This window comes from Desulfitobacterium sp. PCE1, assembly GCF_000384015.1.
In the GTDB taxonomy this organism is placed as follows: domain Bacteria; phylum Bacillota; class Desulfitobacteriia; order Desulfitobacteriales; family Desulfitobacteriaceae; genus Desulfitobacterium; species Desulfitobacterium dehalogenans.
This window is the reverse complement of sequence record NZ_KB913023.1, coordinates 2,348,028-2,364,467: the sequence shown is the minus strand read 5'-3', so window position 1 is coordinate 2,364,467 and position 16,440 is coordinate 2,348,028. Positions and strand designations below refer to the sequence as shown.

Genomic DNA, 16,440 nt, shown 5'->3' with positions numbered 1-16,440 from the left:
CTGTTTATTAAGGGCAATCAATAATCTATTTGACCAGGGATAATTTATCAGTAGATAACGCAAGATGCGAATAGGATCGAGGACTTGATACATCAGGAATGGAATCTTAAGAAGTTATTAAGATTTATATCGGAAGAATGATAAGAATTAATGGTTACCATAGTCCTAAAGAATAAGAAAGGACGTGGTATAATTTGTACGAATTGATTGGTGAGAGGAGCCCCACACATGAATATTTTGGTATGCGATGATGATAAGGAAATCGTAGAAGCAATCAAAATCTACTTAACCAATGAAGGCTATACGATCTATAAAGCCTTCAACGGACTCCAGGCGCTTGAGATTATCGAAGAACAGGCTATCCACCTGGTAATCATGGATATTATGATGCCCCAAATGGATGGGATCAGAGCCACGATGAAAATCCGGGAAGAACGGAATATCCCGGTCATCATGCTTTCGGCTAAATCCGAAGACACGGACAAAATCATGGGCTTAAATATGGGTGCGGATGATTATATTACGAAGCCTTTTAATCCGTTGGAGTTAATCGCCCGGGTCAAATCTCAGCTGCGAAGGTATGTAACCTTAGGAAGCTTGGAAACAAAGACGAATGTCTATCAATCCGGTGGTCTGATGATCGACGATGAAAGCAAATGCGTCACCGTGGACGGTGAAGAAGTTAAGTTGACCCCTGTCCAGTATAAGATTTTGAAGCTGCTGACAGCCAATGCAGGCAGGGTCTTTTCCATTGATCAGATTTACGAAAACGTTTGGAATGAGGCAGCCTTCAGTGCGGAGAATACAGTAGCCGTTCATATTCGAAAAATCCGTGAAAAAATAGAAATCAATCCGAAGGAGCCCAAATATTTGAAGGTGGTGTGGGGAATTGGATATAAAATCGAGAAGCTTTAGCCATTCACTGATTGCCAAAGCTCTGGCTTTTGTGCTGGTGATCTTTTGTTTTACTCAAGTCATTACTTTAGTGCTCAATGTCATTAATCGCAGCCACTTTGGGGTAGCCTTGGAAAAAAGCTATTATCTAGGAGAAGGCTTCATTGATGAAAGTAACACTATTATCAGCGACCTAAGGTCACTCAGCAGATATAAGAGTGAGGAAAATATTTTAGCTGGAGGAACTATTTCAGAGGATAGACTTAGAAATAGAATTGACAGCCTCTATTGGGAGTTTCAGGTAAACAGCGACAGAAGCTCAACAGTAATCGAGGAGCATGTAGAAGTGGGCGTTTTCCAACGGTCTGCTTCCAGCACTACCAGTTCGGTACAGTCGGGGATTTATAATCCAAATCTATCCGACAGGGAAAATTATCAAATTTTCTTGGAAGCTTATAAAGAAGAGATAGAAAAAGAAAAAGAACGTCTGATTCAAGAAGATCTTTATTATTACCAAACGACTTTACAGCGGTTAGCAAGCTATAAGGGGTTGAATTATTTCCTAAAATCCGGGGAGTTGGAGCTGACCAATCATGCAGAGTTGTCGAAAGAAGGGTATACTTCTTATCCCGCCTATATGCTATTTGAAGGATTTATCCAGAATGTCCATCCCCAGGAGATTAAAGAGAATCCGCGTTTTCATTGGATTACTCCTGACGTTTATTCACAAGACTATCCGGATGTCTTGTATATCGGTTTTGAGGATGAGTTTTTAAATCCTCGGATTGCTGAATGGCAGGAAGACAAAGAAGTCGCTAATTATGCTCTTTATCGGATAGTAGCTTATCTTGCAGGACTCATAGCTTCCTTTATCTATCTCTTGGCCGTCTGGGGAAGAAATTCAAAGGATGATCAAGAAATCCATCTCAATACACTCGATCGCCTCTATAATGATTTTAATGTAGCGATTTGTTTAGCCTTGATTATTTCATGGTTTGCATCCTGTGAAGAGCTGTATCGAAGTCAAAATGCCGTCCTTATCTATCCCACTACTCTGGTCATAGCAACTTTAGGGTTGATCTTTGTCCTATCCCTGGTTAAGCATATTAAGAATAGAACCCTCTTCAAACACACTTTGGTTTATACGATTTTTCATAAGTTCTTTTCCGGTATCAAAGCCATTTATGACAGCGGCAGTCTGGGAATGAAGGTGGCCATCCTCGCCATCGGTTACCCTTTATGCGTTGCCTTAACCTTTTTCATGTTTCCTATTACCATCGGTCTGGCTGTATGGTTGTCCTTTAAGAAAGTCAAAGAATTCAAGGCCATTAAAGAGGGGGTTAGACAGGTTAAGGAAGGGGACCTTGCCACGACAATTAATATCAAGGGAAGGGGAGAGTTTGCTCAACTGGCTGGAGATATCAACAGTATAACTGATGGCTTAAACAAGGCCGTGGAGAATGAGATTAAAAGCGAACGCTTAAAAACTGAATTAATCACTAATGTTTCCCATGATATCCGAACTCCATTAACTTCCATCATAACCTATGTTGATTTATTAAAAACGGAAGAAGACCCGGAGAAGATAAAAGAATATGTAGAGGTTCTCGACCAAAAATCACAGCGCCTTAAGGTGTTGACCGATGACCTCTTTGAAGCTGCAAAAGCCTCCAGCGGGGATATTCCCGTGACCTTTGAGAGAATTGATATTGTATCCTTGCTGACTCAAGGTTTAGGAGAAGTGGATGAGAAAATCCAAGAACGTAAGTTGGATTTTAAATTCAATTATCCCCGGGAAAGAATTTGGGTCAAGGCTGATGGGAGGCTCCTTTGGCGATCCATAGAAAACCTCTTGTCCAATATTTTTAAATATGCTCTGGAAGGTTCAAGAGTATATATTGATCTGGAGGACATGGGTCCTGGAGTAAGGTTAACCATCAAGAATATCTCGGCCTATGAACTGAATATATCCTCTTCTGAGCTGATGGAACGCTTTAAGCGTGGGGATGAATCGAGAAGCAGTCAAGGAAGCGGTCTTGGTTTGTCCATCGTCACGAGTCTGATTGAAATTCAAAAAGGGAGCTTTACAATTGAAGTGGATGGGGATCTCTTTAAAGTGATTATTTTTTTGTATAAAGACGATAGTAAAGAAACCCCATTATATTCCGAATAGCTTAAATAATAGACAAAATTTACCAAGGGAAATTTCCTTGTCATCTCGAACACTCTATCATGAAACCTAAATGAGGGGTGATTGAGATGTTTCGGAAAAGCAAGGTTCCGAATCGTGGAACGCAACCTGAGCAATACCTGGCTTATCAAAAGAAAATTAAAACTATGAGGAGTCCTGCAGAGGCAATAGAATTTCTTCAGGAGGTAACTGAGGGATTAGCCAATGCGGATAGGCATGCCTTGGAAGCTTTTATTTTGTATCTGCGTCAATGGGCTGATGATATCCAGTTTAAATATTATAAAGCTCGATGCTTGTACATGACGATTCCTCCTGAAGATTCCTTAGCTTTCTGGCTGTGTTATACCTTGGGCAGACTTCCCGAAACTATCCGTTTTTCAAGCTTTGAAGGTGAAGTGCTGGAACTTCTCAAAATATTATCATTAGCGGAGCAGAGCCCTACGACTTGGAAGCAGGACACTTGGGGCAAAAAAGATGCTTTATGTAAAGAGATGGATTGTGCCTTATCCTTTCTCAAAGAAGACTATCCTGTGTTTTTTAATAGCTTGACGAAGAACCCCCTCTTAGTCCCTGTATTAAGTTTCAGATTAAAATTAAGAGAAGGTTCCCTAATGACCATTCCGCGCCTTCATTGCCTGGGGGTTTTTCAACCGAATATGGAAAGGGAGTTATTACTTCCTATTCTCCATGCATTGGTTCACATTCTACATTATTCGATAACAGAAGATACAAAGGTGATGCCTCCGGGCTTTATGAATATGGTCAAGCAAATTTTTGATGATTACCAGATGAACCCTGAAGATGGGGGAGAATTCTTCGCAGAGCTCTTTGTCGCCTCCTTGCTTTATGACACTGAATACATGCCTTTAGTTGCATATATGGAACTTTGTCATGAGGATCAGATCATAATTAAAAATTACTTTACTTGGCTGGAGACAATCTATGCCTCAAGTATTCAAGATAATATGCTGAGAGTCATCCATCAATGGGATGAACTAAGAAGAGCATAGACACCCTGATAGGCTTTTCCGATAATGAAAACATTGTCTGGAAAAGCCTTTTTTGCATTAATCAGAATGTATAGGGTAAGATTAAAAATTGCAATAGATGGACGAAATCTAATAGTTTATGCTATTTTAAAGGAGTACCCAATACTTGCAAAATTATAATTAAAGGATTTCCTTATTAAGGAGGCAGAACTTTTGAATATACAGATTTTTGGAACTAAAAAATGTTTTGATACCAAAAAGGCGGAACGATACTTTAAAGAACGAAATATTAAGTTTCAATTTATCGATCTCAATGAAAAAGCTTTAAGTAAAGGTGAACTGCAGAGCGTTAAATCCACTGTCTCTTTAAATGAACTTATAAATAAAGATGCGAAAGAATATAAAACTCTAAAACTTGATCAAATTAGGGGCGTGGAGATTCGTGAAGAACTTCTTTTAACTCATCCTAAACTCTATAAAACCCCTATTGTCCGAAATGGCAGGAAAGCAACAGTAGGTTATCAACCGGAAGTATGGAAAGAGTGGGAATGATTTTCAATAATAAGTCATGGGAAGGAAGAGAAGAAAAGTAAATGATGAAAATGATTTTGATTGGGATTGGAACACTATGTGTAATTTTTGGCGTTATCGGTGTGTTCTTACCTGTAGTCCCCACGACTCCTTTCCTATTATTGGCAGGGGCATGCTATATGAGAAGTTCCCCAAATCTTCATAAGAGACTGTTGGAAAGTAAATGGCTTGGACCTTATCTTAAGGATTATTACGAAGATAAAGGAATTACTTTGCGTGCTAAAGCTGTATCTATCTCATGCTTATGGCTTTCTTTAGCAATTTCTATGGTGTTTTTTATCGAAATATTTTGGGTGCGGGTCCTTCTCGTCGGGATTGGCTCAGGAGTTACTATCTTTTTATTAAGCAGAAAAACGAAAAAATGAGCTTTTAAGTCCACGCGGAGAAGATAGTATGCAGGAGGGAACGACTAAAAGATGAGCAAAATTCAAGCTAAGGATTCCTATGAATATCCCTATTCACCACAAATGATCTATCCCTTGCTTGCGGACATTCCGGGATATAAAAAGTGGTGGCCAGGAGAATTTCGAGTGCGAATCTTGGAAAAGCCCAGTGATAATCTCCATGCCAAGATTGAAGTATGGGCTTCAGGGGGATGGTTCCGTTGCGAGACAATATCCTTAACCTTTCCAAGTCGCATAGATATTCGTTATTATCAGGGTGTCGTCGTTGGCGAGAGCTGGTGGGACCTTGAGGAACTGGAAAATGGCGGAACGAAGGTTAGCTATTCCATTGCTTTAGAACCTCATGGAAGAGTAATGAGTCTAGTAGCGAATATCATTAATATTTCCACTCTACATTCCTTTCAATTTCAAAGGGTGTTGAAGCGTTTGCATCGCCATCTGGATTCTTTGTACCTAAAGGAACGCGAGTAATTTTCTATCCTTTTGCCCATTTCCAATAGCATTCCCGTACCTTTTGCATAGGATATACGGAAAATCTATGGAAAGGGGTGTATTTATGAATTATGTGGTAAAACCTGGGGAAACTCTTTTCGACATTGCCTGTATGTTTAATACTACAGTAGAAGAGCTTCTCATGTTAAATCCGCAAATTGCTGATCCTATGTGTCTTTTCCCAGGTCAAGTTATTTGTGTTCCAGCACAACCATGCCCAACGCATCCAATGCATCCACAAATGCCTGGTCAAGGCGAAGCTTGCCCCGTTCTCAGACAGGGTTCTCAAGGCCCCTCAGTCGTACATTTACAGCAACTTCTTACATCTCACGGCTTTAGTCCAGGAGCTATCGATGGAATCTTCGGACCGAGAACAGAAGCAGCTGTTATCGCTTTCCAGGGCAGTCGGGGTTTGGTACAGGATGGAATCGTTGGGGTTAAGACTTGGACGGCGCTGGGGGTTAATTGCATGACACCATCCCCGCACCCGCACTCTTGTCCCACTTTGCGTCAAGGTTCGACGGGGCCATCTGTGGTTCATCTGCAGCAGCTTCTTACATCCCATGGCTTCAGTCCGGGGGCCATTGATGGGATCTTTGGACCGAGAACGGAAGCAGCAGTCGTTGCTTTCCAAAGAAGTAAGGGATTAGTGCAAGACGGTATAGTGGGCGTCCGGACCTGGACGGCGCTGGGGGTTAATTGCATGACACCATCCCCGCACCCACACGCTTGTCCGACTTTGCGGATGGGATCTCGGGGGGCGGCTGTTAAAGAACTGCAATCCCTATTGATAGCACAAGGCTTTAGGCCTGGAGCGATTGATGGGATTTTCGGTTCTAGAACCCAAGCAGCAGTAATTGCCTTCCAAAAGAGCAGAGGCCTTGTACAAGATGGCATTGTAGGGATTCGAACCTGGACGGCATTGGGGGTAAATTGCCGCTAAAGTCCCCATCTCGTAAGCAGTATAGTTAGTAAAAGTGAGTAGCCAGATAGTACAGTTAAATCTGTATTATCTGGTTTTTTTACCTTCGGGAGCATTTTTCTCGACCGATAATATCAAAAGGAGATTTATACTTCTTGTAGAATATATAATGCGAAACTATCTATTTCAGTAGAATATATTTTTCAAGTGTGTCTCTAATTATGAATAAATACATATATTACTAGTATGATATGTCCATCTGTCAAGAACTACTGCTTGATATCTTTAACTAAGATGGGATTTTATACCGTGGAAAATCGAATTTGGGTCCGTTTAAATATTCTGACAAGTTAGTTCTTGTCGATTATTATGTTATATTATATATAAAGTATATATATTTTTTATTGATTTTGATAGGAGGAAATTGGATGACCAAGGTGCTCAATGTTGGGCTCGATGTGGGTTCTACGACTGTTAAAATGATTATTCTCAGTCCTGAACAAGGCATTGTCTATAAACAATATTTGAGGCACTTTTCGAATATCAAAGATACTGTTCTTTCGATGCTAGAAGATGCAAAGTCCGTTTTAAATGGACAACTTATTACGATGATGATTGCCGGTTCAGGCGGTTTTAACCTAGCCCGAAAATTGGGAGTTCCTTTTGTCCAAGAGGTCATAGCGGGGTCCGCAGCGGTCAAGAAGATGATACCTCAGACTGATGTTGCTATTGAGCTGGGGGGCGAGGATGCTAAAATTACGTATTTTGGCGAATCCATTGAACAAAGAATGAATGGAACCTGTGCAGGTGGTACGGGAGCCTTTATTGATCAAATGGCCTCCTTGCTTCAGGTCGATGCAGAAGGTTTAAATGAGCTGGCCAAGGATTATAAGACTATTTATCCCATTGCATCTCGATGTGGCGTTTTTGCCAAAACTGATGTGCAACCCTTGTTGAACGAAGGAGCTGCAAAGGAAGATATCGCTGTTTCGGTCCTCCAAGCCGTTGTTAATCAAACGATTACGGCTTTGGCTCAAGGTCGCCCTATTCGTGGCAGAGTAGCCTTTCTCGGTGGACCTTTGTTTTTCCTATCCGAGTTACGCAAACGATTTACGGAGACTTTGAAACTGGAAGGAGATTATGCTATTTTCCCCGAGGATGCTCAATACTTTGTAGCAATGGGAGCCGCATTAGCATCTCAGGATGAACAAGCATTTTTCGCTCAGACTCTCTATGATAACGCTCCTTATATTAATAGCATTATCCAAGATGAAGAAACCACTGCAGAGCCTCTCTTCGCGGATGAAGGAGAATATGAGGCATTTAAAGAGAGGCATGCACGCTATAAAGTAAACCGAAAAGATCCTCAGCAGTATACTGGCAATGCTTTTCTAGGTATAGATGCGGGTTCGACTACCACCAAAATTGCTTTAATCGATGAAGAGGGGGGATTGTTGTACTCCTATTACGGAAGCAATATGGGTAGCCCCCTGGAATCAACCATAGGTGCTCTAAAAGTCATGCATTCCAAATTGAATCCTGACATCACCATACGCAATTCTACGGTAACAGGTTACGGAGAACAGCTGATTAAGACGGCACTTAAGGTGGATATTGGAGAGATCGAAACCGTAGCCCATGCCAAAGCAGCTGACTTTTTCCTGCCCGGTGTCAATTTTGTTCTGGATATCGGCGGTCAGGATATGAAGAGCTTAGTTATTAAAAACGGGGTTATTGATTCCATCATGCTTAATGAAGCCTGCTCTTCCGGGTGTGGATCTTTCGTGGAGACCTTTGCCAACTCACTCAATATGGATGTTAAGGAATTTGCTCGAATTGGTCTGGAATCCAAAAATGCGGTGGATCTCGGGACACGCTGTACTGTATTTATGAATTCCAAAGTGAAGCAAGCCCAAAAAGAAGGAGCGACGGTCAGTGATATATCCGCCGGGATATCCATGTCCGTCATTAAGAACGCCTTATTTAAGGTTATTCGCTTACGCAACACGGAAGAACTGGGGGAGAAAATCGTTGTTCAAGGTGGAACATTTTACAACGAGGCTGTCCTGCGTTCTTTGGAGAAACTGCTGGGCAGGGAAGTGGTTCGTCCCGATATTGCCGGAATTATGGGAGCTTTTGGAGCAGCGCTGATTGCTAAAGAGCGTTACGACAAGGGTTACGAAACAAAACTTTTGCAGGCGGAACAGCTGCAATCCTTCGCTACGGAAACGACCATGAAACGTTGTGGCTTATGTGGAAACAACTGCTTGCTTACGGTTAAACATTTTTCCAATGGCGAGATCTTTATTTCCGGAAACCGTTGTGAGCGGGGAGCCGGCCATGAAAAAGCTGAGACTGATATTCCTAACTTGTATGATTATAAATATAAGAGAGTATTTCGTTATAAGCCTTTGTCCAGTGAAGAAGCCCCCCGAGGGGTAATCGGCATTCCTCGAGTTCTGAATATTTATGAGGATTATCCTTTTTGGTTCACTTTCTTTACGGAATTGGGCTATCGAGTGGTTCTCTCCGGACATTCTACCAAGACCCTATATGAATCAGGAATGGATACTATTCCCTCGGAGTCTGAATGTTTCCCCGCGAAGTTGGTCCATGGGCATATTGTGAGTTTGGTGAAAAAAGGGGTTAGTAAAATATTTTATCCTTCCATTCCCTTTAATATTAAAGAAGATTTGGAATCCAACAATCATTTCAACTGCCCGATTGTAACCTCCTATCCGGAAACGATCCGTTCCAATATGGATATCTTGAAAGAAAAAAATATTATTTTTTATCATCCTTTTTTACCCATTGATAGCCCTAAGCACATGAGAAAACGCTTAATCGAGGAATTGTCTAAAGCAGAAGGCTTGACACCACGAGAAATCGCTCAGGCCATGGACAAAGCCTATGCGGAATTAGAGCACTATAAAAGTGATGTTCGCCAGAAAGGAGAAGAGGCGCTTCGGTATATTGAGGCTCATGGACTAAAGGGAATTGTCCTTGCTGGACGACCTTATCATATTGATCCCGAGATTCACCATGGTATCCCTGAACTATTACAAGGATTTGGTCTAGTAGTGATTTCCGAAGATGCCATTCGTCATATCACGAACCCCGAACGGCCTATGCGAGTGGTGGATCAGTGGATGTATCACACCCGGCTCTATGCTGCAGCTCAATTTGTCGCCGATAAACCTAACCTGGAACTGATTCAGTTAAACTCCTTTGGTTGCGGTTTGGATGCGGTAACCATCGATCAGGTTGCAGAAATTTTAGAGCGTTATGGTAAGATTTATACTATCCTGAAGATAGATGAGATCACCAATTTGGGAGCTGCTCGGATCCGTATTCGCTCCTTGCTGGCAGCTGTTCATGAAAGAGATAAGCGACATTTCATGCCAAGGAAACTTCATGATCCAGAAGGCAGAGTGGTCTTTACGGAAGAAATGAAGAAAAAATACACTATTATTGCCCCTCAAATGGCTCCCCATCAGTTCCAATTCTTAAAAACAGGCTTTGAAAAGGCGGGCTACACTATTGAGGTCTTACCCTCCGTTGACCGGGGGGCTATTGATGAAGGGTTAAAGCATGTTCACAACGATGCCTGTTATCCTACCATCATCGTTGTCGGACAATTGTTAGAGGCCTTGAAATCAGGTAAATATGATTTAAATCGGACCGCTGTCCTTATTTCCCAAACGGGTGGCGGGTGTCGAGCCACTAATTATATCGCCTTTATTCGCAAGGCATTAAAAGACACAGGTATGGACCAAGTCCCGGTTATTTCTTTGAATGCCTCCGGATTGGAAGCCAACCCCGGCTTTAAGATCACAGCGAAGATGCTTCCAGATCTCCTTTGGGGAATTGTTTATGGAGATTTGCTTATGAACGTTCTTCATCGTGTTCGTCCCTATGAAAAGGTTCCTGGATCCGCCAATGCTCGCTATGATTATTGGGTGGAAAAATGCCAGGAAGCCTTGAGACGAGGGAACAAGAAGGAGATTAAAGCCAATATCTATAAGATCGTCGAAGACTTCGACAATTTAGAAATCCATGAGGATATGGTCAAACCCAAAGTGGGCATCGTCGGTGAGATTCTCGTCAAATATCATCCCACAGCTAATAATAATCTAGTGGAATTGTTGGAGGCTGAAGGGGCAGAAGTAACTCAACCGGATTTAATGGGTTTCCTTCTTTATTGTGCCTATTGCTATAAAGTTAAATTTGATGTTCTATCAGGTAGTTTTAAAGCAATGTTTAATGGCTTGTTAACTGTTAAACTCATGGAGCATTATCGGAAGGATATGCGCAGAGCCTTAGCTGCCAGTCGACGATTCACCCCTCCCGGTACCATCGAAGAAATTGCTCGCAGCGCTGAGGAGCATATATCCTTAGCTAATCAGACAGGTGAAGGCTGGTATTTGACCGGAGAAATGGTAGAGCTTTTGCACAGCGGTGTTATGAATATTGCTTGCTTGCAACCTTTTGGTTGCTTGCCAAACCATATTATTGGCAAAGGAATGATTCGCTCCCTGCGCCGCTCTTACCCTAAAGCCAATATTGCTGTAATCGACTATGACCCTGGAGCTAGTGAAGTAAATCAATTGAATCGAATCAAACTGATGCTATCTGTTGCCAAAGAGCATATGAAGGCAGGAGAAGTCGCTAAGTAGCAAAGGAAAAAGGGTTATTAATCAAAGGCTGTTCTTTATTCTCGTGATAATGGAACAGCCTTTTTTACGAGGAGGGTCTTATGGCGATCACAACCACTATTGGAAACAACAAAGTCTTGTATCAAGAACGATTAGCTCGTTATTTGACAGCAATGGAAGGGAAAAAACCCGATAAAGTGCCCATTCGCTTGCAGCTGAGTGAGTTCATGGCGAAATATGCAGGATTAGACCTCCAAGAAGTCTATTATGATTTGGATAAAAATATTGAAGCAGCAGACAAAATCCTTGCAGATTTTGACGTGGACGTGATCATGGGAGGCCCAAGTCTATGGTGGGGAACCCTGCATGATGCAGTAGGTGCCAAATACTTAAAATTTGCCGGTCATCAGCTTGCTCCTAACCAACAGTTTCAATTTGTAGAAAAAGAATATATGGTTCCCGAGGATTATGATGCTTTTATAGAAAATCCCACCCAATGGATTTTGGAGTCTTTTTTACCTAGGATCCATAAGGAATTTTCTGAACCGGGGTCCTTCCGTGCCAATATTGCTCTGATTAAAGGGGCGGCGGGGATGGTTATGGTGAATGAAAGAAATAAACAGGCGGTTGACCATTGGGCGCAGAATTATGGGATGCCCATCGGGGTCTCAGGTATGGTTAAGGCACCCTTTGATACGTTAGGAGATACCTTACGGGGTCTGAAAGGTATTATGAGAGATTTGCGGAGACGCCCGGAAAAAGTTCTTTCCGCTATGGAGGTTCTTGTACCTCATAATATCTATTATGGTTTAGCAACTTCAGAAGGAGATCGTATACTTCCTGCTTTTTTACCCCTTCACCGAGGCAGTTATCCCTTTTTGAACCCCCATGAGTGGGATACCTTTTATTGGCCCTCCCTAAAAAAAGTGATCGAGAGCCTTTGGGCTCAAGGAAAGCGGACCATGTTTTATGCCGAAGGGAATTGGACCCCCTATTTGGAAAAAATTGAAGAACTACCCGAAGCCAGTATTGTATTTCATGTGGATCAGACCGATATATCTAAAGCCAAAGCTGCACTTGGTCATAAGTTCTGTATTAGTGGAAATGTCCCTAATTCTTTAATGGCTTACGGATCACGATCACAGGTCAGCGAATACGTAAAACGTCTCTTGCACGATTATGCAGCAGATGGTGGCTTTATCATGGATACAGCAGGAATTATGCAGACGGATGTAAAAGTGGAAAATGTCATGGCTTTAATCGAAACCACACGTCAATACGGAGTGTACAAATGAGTTATGATGTTAGCCAAAGGGAGGAGGCTTAATATGTCAGAAGATGCAAAGGTCCCCAATACTTTACCGGGCACTTGTCTCCCCTGGGAGCAGGTCATTAAGGATTATGGTTCTCCTGCTGGGGATGAATCTCTCATAAAAGATCAGTGGGAACAACTTGATGCCTTTGCTTATCTATATCTTTGGTGGTGGGTTCAAAGATAATTTCTTAAAATTAAACAGGAAATCAAGTGATAAAAAAGGTTTAAGTAAATTAATCCCGAATATGTTAATCAAATATTCACTCTTTATGTAAAATGAGATAACTATCTGAATTTAAAGTAAGGTGTTCGTATGAATGAAGAACAGTCCATAGATAAGGAGTCAGTCATCCCTATCTATTATCAGCTGGCCAAACTTCTCGAGGGTCAAATCCTGCGCGGAGAACTGAAACCGGGTGAAGCACTGCCCACGGAGACTGAAATTGCCAATCGCTTCGAAATTAGCCGGATGACTGTTAGACGGGCTATTTCGGAGCTTATCTCAGCAGGAATGGTTCATCCCCAACAAGGGAAGGGAACTTTCGTCTCCTCGCCTAAATTGAACAATGTCGTTTTTGAGCTCAATAATTTTAATCAGGAAATCAAGGACTTTGGCTTAAAGCTGTGTACCACACTCTTAGGCGCTCAGATCGTTCGGGCTGATGAGAGATTAATGAGGATCTTTCAATTGGACAGCAACAGTACTCGTTTGTTGTATTTTCGCACTGTAGTCTCTGCTGAAAATGAACGTCTCGCCTATGAGAGGAAGTATACTATTTATTCGAAAAGCAAACCGATTTTAGAGTCCAATCTCAAGGACCCGACACTTTCAGGACTTGTTACGGCGAATAATGATGTTTTGCCTGTGAGCACAAAAAAGGTATTGCAGGTATCTGTAACCACGGCTGAGGAAGCAGCAATACTCGGAATTGGGGTCCATGCCCCTGTCTTTGTTATCGAAGAAACGCTATATGATCTGGAAAATAAACCGGTGGGATGGAGCAAATCCATCTATCGCGGTGATCGTTATCAATTGACGGGTTATGATGGATGGCTGAAAAAGGATAATCATGGAGGGATTAATCTTGGATGATGGATTAGTTAATGCCCTTGCTGATCTTGATGAAGAAAAAACTATAAATTTAGTAAAAAAACATCTCAGTGACGGGGACTCTCCCTTAAAAGTGGTTGAATTATGCCAGAAGGGAGTTGAAGTTGTTGGCAGACGATATTGTAATGGCGAGTATTACTTATCGGATCTCATTATGTCTGAGGAAATATTAAAAGAAGTCATGGTGATTCTAGAACCGCTGATTACAACCGATATTCCTTCCAATGGTATGACTATTATATTAGGAACCATTGAGGGAGATATCCACGATCTAGGCAAAAACATTATTCACTATATGTTAAAATCTTCAGGCTTTAAAGTAGTTGATCTGGGGGTGGATGTATCTCCAGAGGCTTTTGTTCAAGCTGTTAATGAAACAAAAGCCCCGGTCTTGGGGATTAGTGTTTTATTGTCCTTTTGCGTGAGTGCTGTAAAAAAGGTTGTGGATTTATTGACAGAATCCGGCTTGCGTGACCAAGTAAAGATTATCGTGGGAGGATATCCGGTTAACGAAATTGTTAAGGATTATACCGGGGTGGATTATTACACCAACGATATTACTAAACTTTTTGAGATCTGTCAGATGCTAAAGGATGAAGTGCCAACACTAAGGGAGAAGTGCTAAGATGATGAATCAGGCACTTGACATACTTAAACGATATTTCGGATATTCTCAATTTCGAAAGGGTCAAAACAAGGTTATTCATAGTTTGTTACAGTCTGTAGATACAGTTGCTATTATGCCTACAGGCGCAGGAAAATCTTTATCCTACCAAATTCCAGCCCTTCTTTTTGAAGGAGTTACCCTGGTTATTTCGCCTTTAATCTCTCTGATGAAGGATCAAGTGGATTCTCTTCATGATGCAGGAGTTTCAGCGACCTTTATTAATAGTTCTCTATCCATGAATGAAGCCTGGGAGAGGATTAACAAAGCCCGCAAAGGGGAATATAAATTACTTTATGTTGCTCCAGAGCGCCTGGAAGCCGAAAGTTTCTTGAGTCTGTTAGAATCTTTGAGCATCTCTTTTGTGGCTGTGGATGAAGCCCATTGTGTCTCCCAATGGGGACATGATTTTCGTCCCAGTTACAGAAAGATCGGCACTTTTGTCGAATCCCTTCCCCATCGCCCCATCCTAGGGGCCTTTACCGCTACGGCTACAGAAGAGGTAAAAGAAGATATCGTTCATCTTCTAAAGTTAGAGAATCCTCAAGTTTTTATAACAGGGTTTGATCGTCCCAATCTAAAGTTTTCCACTCTAAAAGGGGAAAATAAAAAGTTCTTTATATCCGACTACTGTCTTCAGCATCGCAATGAATCGGGAATCATTTATGCTGCAACCCGCAAGGAAGTAGATCAGCTTCAGACTTATCTAAAAGGCAAAGGGTTTTTAGTAGGAAAGTATCACGCAGGGATGAGCGACCTTGACCGGCAAAAATCACAAGAAGCTTTTCTTTTTGATAAAACGCCTCTTATAGTGGCTACCAATGCCTTTGGTATGGGGATCGATAAGTCCAATGTTCGGTTTGTCATTCATTACAACATGCCTAAAAATATGGAGGCTTATTATCAGGAAGCGGGAAGAGCAGGGCGAGATGGGGAACCGGCTAATTGTATCTTATTATTTTCGCCTCAAGATGTTGTTCTGCAGAGGTACTTGATCGATAATAACATCTTTAACCCAGAGCGCAAGGTCAATGAGCATAAAAAACTTCAAGACATGGCGGATTATTGCCATACGGCTCGTTGTTTGCGTAAAGAAATACTGGAATATTTCGGTGAAACCGATATTCCTGAGGAGTGCGGAAACTGCAGCAATTGCACAGATGACAGGGATATTGTGGATATTACACTGGATACCCAGAAGATACTTTCCTGTGTCCTGCGCATGCGTGAGCGCTTTGGGGTCAATCTGGTGGCAGAAGTTCTCAAAGGGTCTGGCAACAAGAAACTCATGGAACTTCGCCTTAATCAATTGAGCACCTATGGACTTATGAGTGAGCGTACGATTCAAGAGATTAAAGATCAGATAAACTACCTTATCGCCGAAGATTATTTGCAACTGTCCACAGGAGAGTATCCTGTGGTTAAATGTGGAAGAAAAGCGGTGCTGGTTCTTAAAGGAAATGAACAAGTGTTTCAAAAGGTCTTGCGAAAAGCGAAGGTTAAAGAAGAGGAGAGTCTCACCTTATTTGAATACCTAAGAGGTTTGCGACGTGAGGTAGCAGCCAATGAACACCTACCTCCTTATATGATTTTTTCCGATAGTACCTTAAGAGAAATGGCCGAGTCTTGCCCTCGAAACCGTACAGAGTTTCTTCGTCTTGGTGGAGTAGGGGAGAGAAAGCTTGAGAAGTATGGGGATATCTTCCTTCAAGGCATTCAGGACTTTTTTCAGAAGCAGGCAAAAATGATTCAAAGTACAAAATCAGAGAGGGCTCTTGAATCACATCTTGAACCCGCGAGATTAGAACAACCTCAGGAAAAAGTGAGCAAAGTACCCAGTTTTTTAGTGACTTATATGCTCTATCAAGAAGGTAAATCCCTTGAAGAGATTGCAAGGCTTAGAAATTATAAGCTGATCACCATTCAGGATCATATTCTTCGGGCTTTTAAGGAAGGGCACCAAATTTCCTGGAGCGACTTTATTTCCGATGATCAGGAACAGCTTATATTAACCGTAATTCAGACACTAGGAATAGAAAAGTTGCGACCAATTAAAGATGCTTTGCCGGCTGATGTGGATTGGATGGCGATAAAATCCGTTATTGCTAAGAATTTTAACTCTTAACCATGAACTAAGATAAAAAGCGGAGCAAATCGATTATGGGATCGACCTGCTCCGCTTTTTCCGTCTAGTGAGATTCTATTGTGTTAG

At 41.8% G+C, this 16,440-nt stretch carries 13 protein-coding genes; all 13 read left to right on the top strand.

Translation table 11 applies throughout. The features are described from left to right. The first annotated feature begins 228 nt into the window (after window positions 1-228). The gene (locus DESPCE1_RS0111675; RefSeq protein ID WP_019850573.1) at window positions 229-915 is read left to right on the top strand and encodes a response regulator transcription factor; all 687 of its coding nucleotides are present in this window, start codon (window positions 229-231) and stop codon (window positions 913-915) included. Next, window positions 890-3,067 (top strand): sensor histidine kinase KdpD, encoded by a 2,178-nt coding sequence (locus tag DESPCE1_RS0111670; RefSeq protein WP_019850572.1) that lies wholly within the window; start codon window positions 890-892, stop codon window positions 3,065-3,067. The genes DESPCE1_RS0111675 and DESPCE1_RS0111670 overlap by 26 nt, the downstream gene beginning before the upstream one ends. A gap of 86 nt (window positions 3,068-3,153) precedes the next feature. After that, window positions 3,154-4,095 carry a hypothetical protein gene (locus DESPCE1_RS0111665; protein ID WP_014794207.1) on the top strand — a complete coding sequence of 314 codons (942 nt, stop codon included), beginning with the start codon at window positions 3,154-3,156 and terminating at the stop codon, window positions 4,093-4,095. 192 nt (window positions 4,096-4,287) lie between these two features. After that, window positions 4,288-4,626, top strand: coding sequence for an arsenate reductase family protein (locus DESPCE1_RS0111660; RefSeq protein WP_019850571.1), 339 nt, complete (start codon window positions 4,288-4,290; stop codon window positions 4,624-4,626). Window positions 4,627-4,667: 41 nt separating this feature from the next. Next, the gene (locus tag DESPCE1_RS0111655; RefSeq protein WP_014794205.1) at window positions 4,668-5,030 is read left to right on the top strand and encodes a YbaN family protein; all 363 of its coding nucleotides are present in this window, start codon (window positions 4,668-4,670) and stop codon (window positions 5,028-5,030) included. A gap of 51 nt (window positions 5,031-5,081) precedes the next feature. Beyond that, window positions 5,082-5,540, top strand: a complete 459-nt coding sequence (locus DESPCE1_RS0111650) for a type II toxin-antitoxin system RatA family toxin (RefSeq protein WP_014794204.1) — start codon at window positions 5,082-5,084, stop codon at window positions 5,538-5,540. Window positions 5,541-5,625: 85 nt separating this feature from the next. Beyond that, entirely contained in the window at window positions 5,626-6,504 is an 879-nt protein-coding gene (locus DESPCE1_RS0111645) for a peptidoglycan-binding protein (protein WP_019850570.1), read from the top strand. Between the two features lie 407 nt (window positions 6,505-6,911). After that, complete coding sequence (locus DESPCE1_RS0111640; RefSeq protein WP_019850569.1) at window positions 6,912-11,159, top strand: 2-hydroxyacyl-CoA dehydratase; 4,248 nt, start codon at window positions 6,912-6,914, stop codon at window positions 11,157-11,159. Window positions 11,160-11,239: 80 nt separating this feature from the next. After that, window positions 11,240-12,433 (top strand): uroporphyrinogen decarboxylase family protein, encoded by a 1,194-nt coding sequence (locus DESPCE1_RS0111635; RefSeq protein WP_014794201.1) that lies wholly within the window; start codon window positions 11,240-11,242, stop codon window positions 12,431-12,433. 33 nt (window positions 12,434-12,466) lie between these two features. Continuing rightward, a complete protein-coding gene (locus DESPCE1_RS23295; protein WP_014794200.1) occupies window positions 12,467-12,637 on the top strand; it encodes a hypothetical protein in 171 nt (56 codons plus the stop codon). 129 nt (window positions 12,638-12,766) lie between these two features. Beyond that, the gene (locus DESPCE1_RS0111625) at window positions 12,767-13,546 is read left to right on the top strand and encodes a GntR family transcriptional regulator (RefSeq protein WP_014794199.1); all 780 of its coding nucleotides are present in this window, start codon (window positions 12,767-12,769) and stop codon (window positions 13,544-13,546) included. Beyond that, window positions 13,539-14,189 (top strand): B12-binding domain-containing protein, encoded by a 651-nt coding sequence (locus tag DESPCE1_RS0111620; protein ID WP_014794198.1) that lies wholly within the window; start codon window positions 13,539-13,541, stop codon window positions 14,187-14,189. Before DESPCE1_RS0111625 ends, DESPCE1_RS0111620 begins: the two co-directional genes overlap by 8 nt. A 1-nt stretch (window position 14,190) precedes the next feature. Beyond that, the gene (recQ, locus tag DESPCE1_RS0111615) at window positions 14,191-16,353 is read left to right on the top strand and encodes a DNA helicase RecQ (RefSeq protein WP_019850568.1); all 2,163 of its coding nucleotides are present in this window, start codon (window positions 14,191-14,193) and stop codon (window positions 16,351-16,353) included. Window positions 16,354-16,440: the final 87 nt, after the last annotated feature.

Coding starts and splice junctions, on each gene's coding strand:
- DESPCE1_RS0111675 (WP_019850573.1), top strand. CDS start 229: ATGAATATTTTGGTATGCGATGATGATAAGGAAATCGTAGAAGCAATC.
- DESPCE1_RS0111665 (WP_014794207.1), top strand. CDS start 3,154: ATGTTTCGGAAAAGCAAGGTTCCGAATCGTGGAACGCAACCTGAGCAA.
- DESPCE1_RS0111655 (WP_014794205.1), top strand. CDS start 4,668: ATGATGAAAATGATTTTGATTGGGATTGGAACACTATGTGTAATTTTT.
- DESPCE1_RS0111650 (WP_014794204.1), top strand. CDS start 5,082: ATGAGCAAAATTCAAGCTAAGGATTCCTATGAATATCCCTATTCACCA.
- DESPCE1_RS0111645 (WP_019850570.1), top strand. CDS start 5,626: ATGAATTATGTGGTAAAACCTGGGGAAACTCTTTTCGACATTGCCTGT.
- DESPCE1_RS0111640 (WP_019850569.1), top strand. CDS start 6,912: ATGACCAAGGTGCTCAATGTTGGGCTCGATGTGGGTTCTACGACTGTT.
- DESPCE1_RS0111635 (WP_014794201.1), top strand. CDS start 11,240: ATGGCGATCACAACCACTATTGGAAACAACAAAGTCTTGTATCAAGAA.
- DESPCE1_RS23295 (WP_014794200.1), top strand. CDS start 12,467: ATGTCAGAAGATGCAAAGGTCCCCAATACTTTACCGGGCACTTGTCTC.
- DESPCE1_RS0111625 (WP_014794199.1), top strand. CDS start 12,767: ATGAATGAAGAACAGTCCATAGATAAGGAGTCAGTCATCCCTATCTAT.
- recQ (WP_019850568.1), top strand. CDS start 14,191: ATGATGAATCAGGCACTTGACATACTTAAACGATATTTCGGATATTCT.